Genomic DNA, 4,434 nt, shown 5'->3' with positions numbered 1-4,434 from the left:
CAATTTATTGCAACCGCAGTAGGACAGCCTTAAGTCCGACAGGCTGCTAGAATGGTTTCACCCTCATATTTTTTGTTACACCGGCTGTATGCGATATATCACTTCTCCGCTAGCAGGTTGCCTGCTGGCGGCTTCTGTACTCGCAGGGCGTCATTACTTTCCCGATTATTTTCAGGTGATTGCCCGTTTTGAATCGGCATTGCTTTTCCTGAGTGGGCTGGTTGCCGGCATTCGATTGCCGGATATTGATCTGGTTTTTCCGGGATTGAGTCACCGTTCAGGGATTACTCATTCGTGTCTTCTGGCGCTGCTGCCTCTGATGTTTGATCTACCTTTTGTTGCAGGCGGTCTGGCCATGGGGATTGCGTTGCATTTGTCATCCGATATCCAGCCCAGGACATGGTCAGGTGGAGCATTGATCAAGTTTCCAATACTGGGCAGTATCGGGATACTCTCACCACTGTGGATCCTGTTCAATATTGTGGGGTGTATTGTCGTGCTGTTCCATATATTACCGCAAGAGCATGAGGTAGGCCGGTGGGCCATTCTGATTGTGATGCTGGTGGGAGGTGGCTGGTATTTCTTGAGTGAGGAAAAAAAGCGGCTTTTTCCATTGATTACACTGGCGTTCAGTATGTTATTGGTGCATCAATACAATAAAGGTCAGCTCAGTGTTGAGATAGTGATTCAGTATTTTGTCTGAAGATAGCGGACGCTTCCAGCTGGAGGCGTCCGCTGGAAACTTATTGTTTTCCGGCTGTCAGAGCTCGCTGCTGCTCACGAGTGGCTTGTTTGGCTTTTCTTCGATTCAAGACCGTATTACCGACTTCACCTCCGAGGTGAGCTTCTCCACGTCGTCTTGCCAGCTGAATCTGGTGTTCACGTTCACGGAAACGTTGCTTCTGATCCGGCGTGTGCTTGTCATAGCAATGAGGGCAGCTGACGCCCTGTTCGAAATGTTCACTGAGTTGATCCTGCACGGTAATAGGAAGACGACAGGCATTGCATTGGTCGTACTGACCTTTTTCAAGCTGATGATTGACGGTGACACGATCATCAAAGACAAAGCATTCGCCTTCCCAGGTGGACTCTTGCTGAGGTACTTCTTCCAGATATTTCAAAATCCCGCCTTTCAGGTGGAAGACCTCTTCAAAACCCTGTTCTTTCAGGTAAGCCGTCGACTTTTCGCAGCGTATGCCGCCGGTGCAGAACATGGCCACTTTCTTGTGCTGCTCCGGGTTCAGGTGGTCCCTGACGTACTGGGGAAACTCCCTGAATGTCTCGGTATTGGGATTGATGGCATTCTTGAAGGTGCCTACCTGCACTTCGTAATCATTGCGGGTATCGACCACCAGGACGTCCGGGTCATTGATCAAATCGTTCCATGATTTGGCATCGACATAGGTGCCGACCACTTGGTTAGGGTCAACACCTTCGACACCCATGGTGACGATTTCTTTCTTAAGTTTGACTTTGGTGCGCTTGAAAGGCATCGCTTTGGTGTAGGACAACTTGTACTCAAGTTCAGCGAGGCGAGAATCGCTTTTTAGCCAGGCCAGAAGCTGGTCTATAGCACTTTGGGTGCCGGCAACGGTGCCATTAATACCTTCGTGGGCAAGTAGCAGAGTGCCACGAACGGCATTATCTTCCATTACTTTCAAAAGGTCAGGCTTGATGGATTTAAAGTTATCCAGAGTGACAAATTTATACAGCGCACAAACGACAATTGACATATGGGGTCCTGTTGCTGGCCGGAGCGTAAATCCGGTGCAGTGTGTCATAGCCTTCAGGCGAAAAAAAAGGCTAACTTTATGGTCAGGAATCAGACCAGCAGAGAAGCATAGCAAATAGGATGGGCTGTTTGCCAGTCAGCTTTGCAGCCAGACCTCCTTGGCCCAGTGCCAGACCGAAGGCCAGGTGACTTCCGAGAGGTCACCTTCCTTCCAAAGGCCCACTTCCCCTTCTGCAGAGACGCAATAAAAATCGCCACTATGCTCACACAGCGGTAGCAGGTCTCTGGGTACTCCCTGATCCCAGGCGATGGCTGCCACCTCGGGCAGGTAGGTGTGAGAGTGGGGGTCTTTTATGGTAACGGGTTCCATGGAACCATAAACAACGTCACTGACCTGCAGCAGAAACTCCCGGAAGTCAGAAGGAATAGGAATCAGCAGCTGCTCTTCAGCTTCGATAATCTCGTCTTCGTCAGGAAGCTCAAGTGGCGTAGGCACCTCGACGGCACTTTCCCGGAGTTCATCAATGACATCTTCCATAGTGATAACCTGTGACTGCTGCTGTGACGGTAGAAAAGCCCCTTAAGAACCCGGGGCTATCATGAGGCTTAATCGTGTTTCCTGATTATCTGCGACCTTTGCCTGATCTGCCAGATTGGGCAGGTTTTTTTCCGGGATTGCCGGAACGGGATTTGAATGCCGGTCTCTTTTTGTTGCCAGCAGGCTTTTTACCCGGTTGACCCGAAGTTGAACGTGGCTTGCCTGGCTTTTTGGTGGGGGCATCATTCAAAGTCACGTTAACACCGTCTTCAAAATAAGGAACCGGCTCAACCTTCAGGGGTTTTTTTATCAGCTTGCGAATGGCTTCCAGTTGCTTTTTCTCTTCCGGGTTCATCAGAGAGATCGCCCGCCCCGGGCTCCCGGCACGACCGGTTCGACCAATACGATGCACATAATCCTGCGGCACTTTAGGCAGATCGTAGTTTACAACCAGTGGCAACTGATCCATATCCAGCCCTCTGGAGGCGACATCGGTGGCTACCAGAATCCGGTATGCACCCGCCTGAAACTCAACCAGCGTTCTGCTGCGAGCATGTTGGCTCTTGTCACTGTGCAGTGCTGTGGCACTGATACCTTCGTCAGACAACAGGTCTGCGACTTTCTCGGCAGCTTTTTTGGTGCGAACGAAAACCAGAACCTGCTCCCATTTGCCACCTTCAATGATATAGCTGAGGATTTCCGGCTTATCATGCTGATCCACAGGATAGACAGACTGTTTGACGGTGTTGGCCGCGGAGTTGGGGGTCTCTACTTCAATTTTGACCGGATGACGCTGGAATTCATGGGCCAGCGCCTTGATCTCTTTGGAGAAGGTTGCAGAAAAAAGCAGGTTCTGCCGCCTGACGGGCAAAACCTCAAGAATCTGATCAAGCTCGGCCTTAAAGCCAAGATCCAGCATTCTGTCGGCCTCATCCAGAACCAGAATTTTCAGATGATCCAGGGTCAAATGTTGTTTTCGAATCAGGTCCAGCAGTCGGCCTGGTGTCGCTGTGAGGACATCCGCCCCTTCTTGAAGCGTTGTTATCTGGGGCTCTATATCAACACCGCCGTAGGCGACGGCTGAGCGAAGAGAGAGGTTTGAACCATAGCGAATGACACTCTCGCCAACTTGAACAGCCAGCTCTCGGGTGGGTACCAGAATCAGGGCGCGAACAGGATGATTCTTGAGCGTCCGCATTTCTGACAGGCGGTGCAACAGCGGCAGGGTGAAACCCGCCGTTTTGCCCGTTCCGGTTTGGGCTGATGCCATGACATCGCGACCTGTCAGAACCATCGGAATGGCTTTGGCCTGAATCGGGGAGGCTTTTTTATAACCTTGTTCTGCGACGGCCTGAAGTAGAGGTTCACACAAACCAAGGGATGAAAAATCAGTCATGTTGATCTGTAGACCTCTTAAGACATGAAATGGGCCGGAGATTGTACAGCAGTCCGTGGTGTTGTGCATTGGGGTTTACCCGCTCTCAATGCAATGGGGATGTGGCTCAGAACTGTTTGCGCAGCCGAATAGGCAGTTTTCGGAACTCCATCTCGTAGTGACTTTCGGTTCCGGCCATCGACCCGGCGCTGTCATAAAACCATTGAGCCATGCCATAAAAACCCTCTTCATAGGTATTGATAGCCCCCGTCAGGGTGATCTCTCCCAGACTCTGGTTGATATTCATAACCTTGACAAAACCGTCGAGTTCAGGGCCTTTCAGCTTGAAGCTGGCATCAGAGCTGCAGTCGGCCAGTGTAAAGTATTCATTTTTGATGAGTTTATGGTGGAGGGCGCCTGATGGATCCATGTCCAGTTCGAACAGCTTGAGGATGCCAGAGGTTTTGCTGTCAGGGGCGATCTTCAGTTCCATATGAAACTGTTCCACCCTGCCACTGGAGCGATCAAAAGTGATTTTTGACGTGCCAGAGTAGTTCCCGGCGGGCAGTTTGCAGAGGTTCTCAGCATTGGCAAAACTGGCCAGGCAAACAAGCACGCTGAATAAAATGTTGTTCAGTCTGATTTTCATATCCTTCTCCAAATATTTTTATTACTGAAGTACTAATTTGGACAAGAATTGATCGGATAAGTTCTAAGGGAGAAGGGAATTGTTCTGGCTAGCAGCCTGTCGGACTTAAGCGTCCGTAGCGAGGATTGCAAGAAATTGAG

Annotated in this window: 5 protein-coding genes; 1 reads left to right on the top strand and 4 read right to left on the bottom strand. The window is 50.4% G+C overall.

Features of this window, described 5'->3' with window-relative positions; translation table 11 throughout:
* The first annotated feature begins 88 nt into the window (after positions 1-88).
* Entirely contained in the window at positions 89-703 is a 615-nt protein-coding gene (locus KDK19_RS09960; RefSeq protein WP_257280114.1) for a hypothetical protein, read from the top strand.
* 40 nt (positions 704-743) lie between these two features.
* On the opposite strand, the gene KDK19_RS09955 is transcribed toward KDK19_RS09960, so the two are convergent.
* The 4 genes from KDK19_RS09955 to KDK19_RS09940 all read right to left on the bottom strand — a co-directional run bounded on the left by KDK19_RS09955 (position 744) and on the right by KDK19_RS09940 (position 4,294).
* Complete coding sequence (locus KDK19_RS09955) at positions 744-1,733, bottom strand: rhodanese-related sulfurtransferase (protein WP_257280115.1); 990 nt, start codon at positions 1,731-1,733, stop codon at positions 744-746.
* A gap of 135 nt (positions 1,734-1,868) precedes the next feature.
* The gene (locus KDK19_RS09950; protein WP_257280116.1) at positions 1,869-2,270 is read right to left on the bottom strand and encodes an SMI1/KNR4 family protein; all 402 of its coding nucleotides are present in this window, start codon (positions 2,268-2,270) and stop codon (positions 1,869-1,871) included.
* 85 nt (positions 2,271-2,355) lie between these two features.
* Positions 2,356-3,666: a DEAD/DEAH box helicase gene (locus tag KDK19_RS09945; RefSeq protein WP_257280117.1), complete on the bottom strand. Its 1,311-nt coding sequence runs from the start codon at positions 3,664-3,666 to the stop codon at positions 2,356-2,358.
* Positions 3,667-3,772: 106 nt separating this feature from the next.
* Positions 3,773-4,294, bottom strand: coding sequence for a hypothetical protein (locus KDK19_RS09940; RefSeq protein ID WP_257280118.1), 522 nt, complete (start codon positions 4,292-4,294; stop codon positions 3,773-3,775).
* Positions 4,295-4,434: the final 140 nt, after the last annotated feature.

The organism is Endozoicomonas sp. ONNA1 (assembly GCF_024606325.1).
GTDB lineage: Bacteria > Pseudomonadota > Gammaproteobacteria > Pseudomonadales > Endozoicomonadaceae > Endozoicomonas_A.
The sequence above is the reverse complement of the archived record's forward strand: the minus strand, read 5'-3'. Positions and strand labels throughout refer to the sequence as shown.

Coding starts and splice junctions, on each gene's coding strand:
- KDK19_RS09960 (WP_257280114.1), top strand. CDS start 89: ATGCGATATATCACTTCTCCGCTAGCAGGTTGCCTGCTGGCGGCTTCT.
- KDK19_RS09955 (WP_257280115.1), bottom strand. CDS start 1,733: ATGTCAATTGTCGTTTGTGCGCTGTATAAATTTGTCACTCTGGATAAC.
- KDK19_RS09950 (WP_257280116.1), bottom strand. CDS start 2,270: ATGGAAGATGTCATTGATGAACTCCGGGAAAGTGCCGTCGAGGTGCCT.
- KDK19_RS09945 (WP_257280117.1), bottom strand. CDS start 3,666: ATGACTGATTTTTCATCCCTTGGTTTGTGTGAACCTCTACTTCAGGCC.
- KDK19_RS09940 (WP_257280118.1), bottom strand. CDS start 4,294: ATGAAAATCAGACTGAACAACATTTTATTCAGCGTGCTTGTTTGCCTG.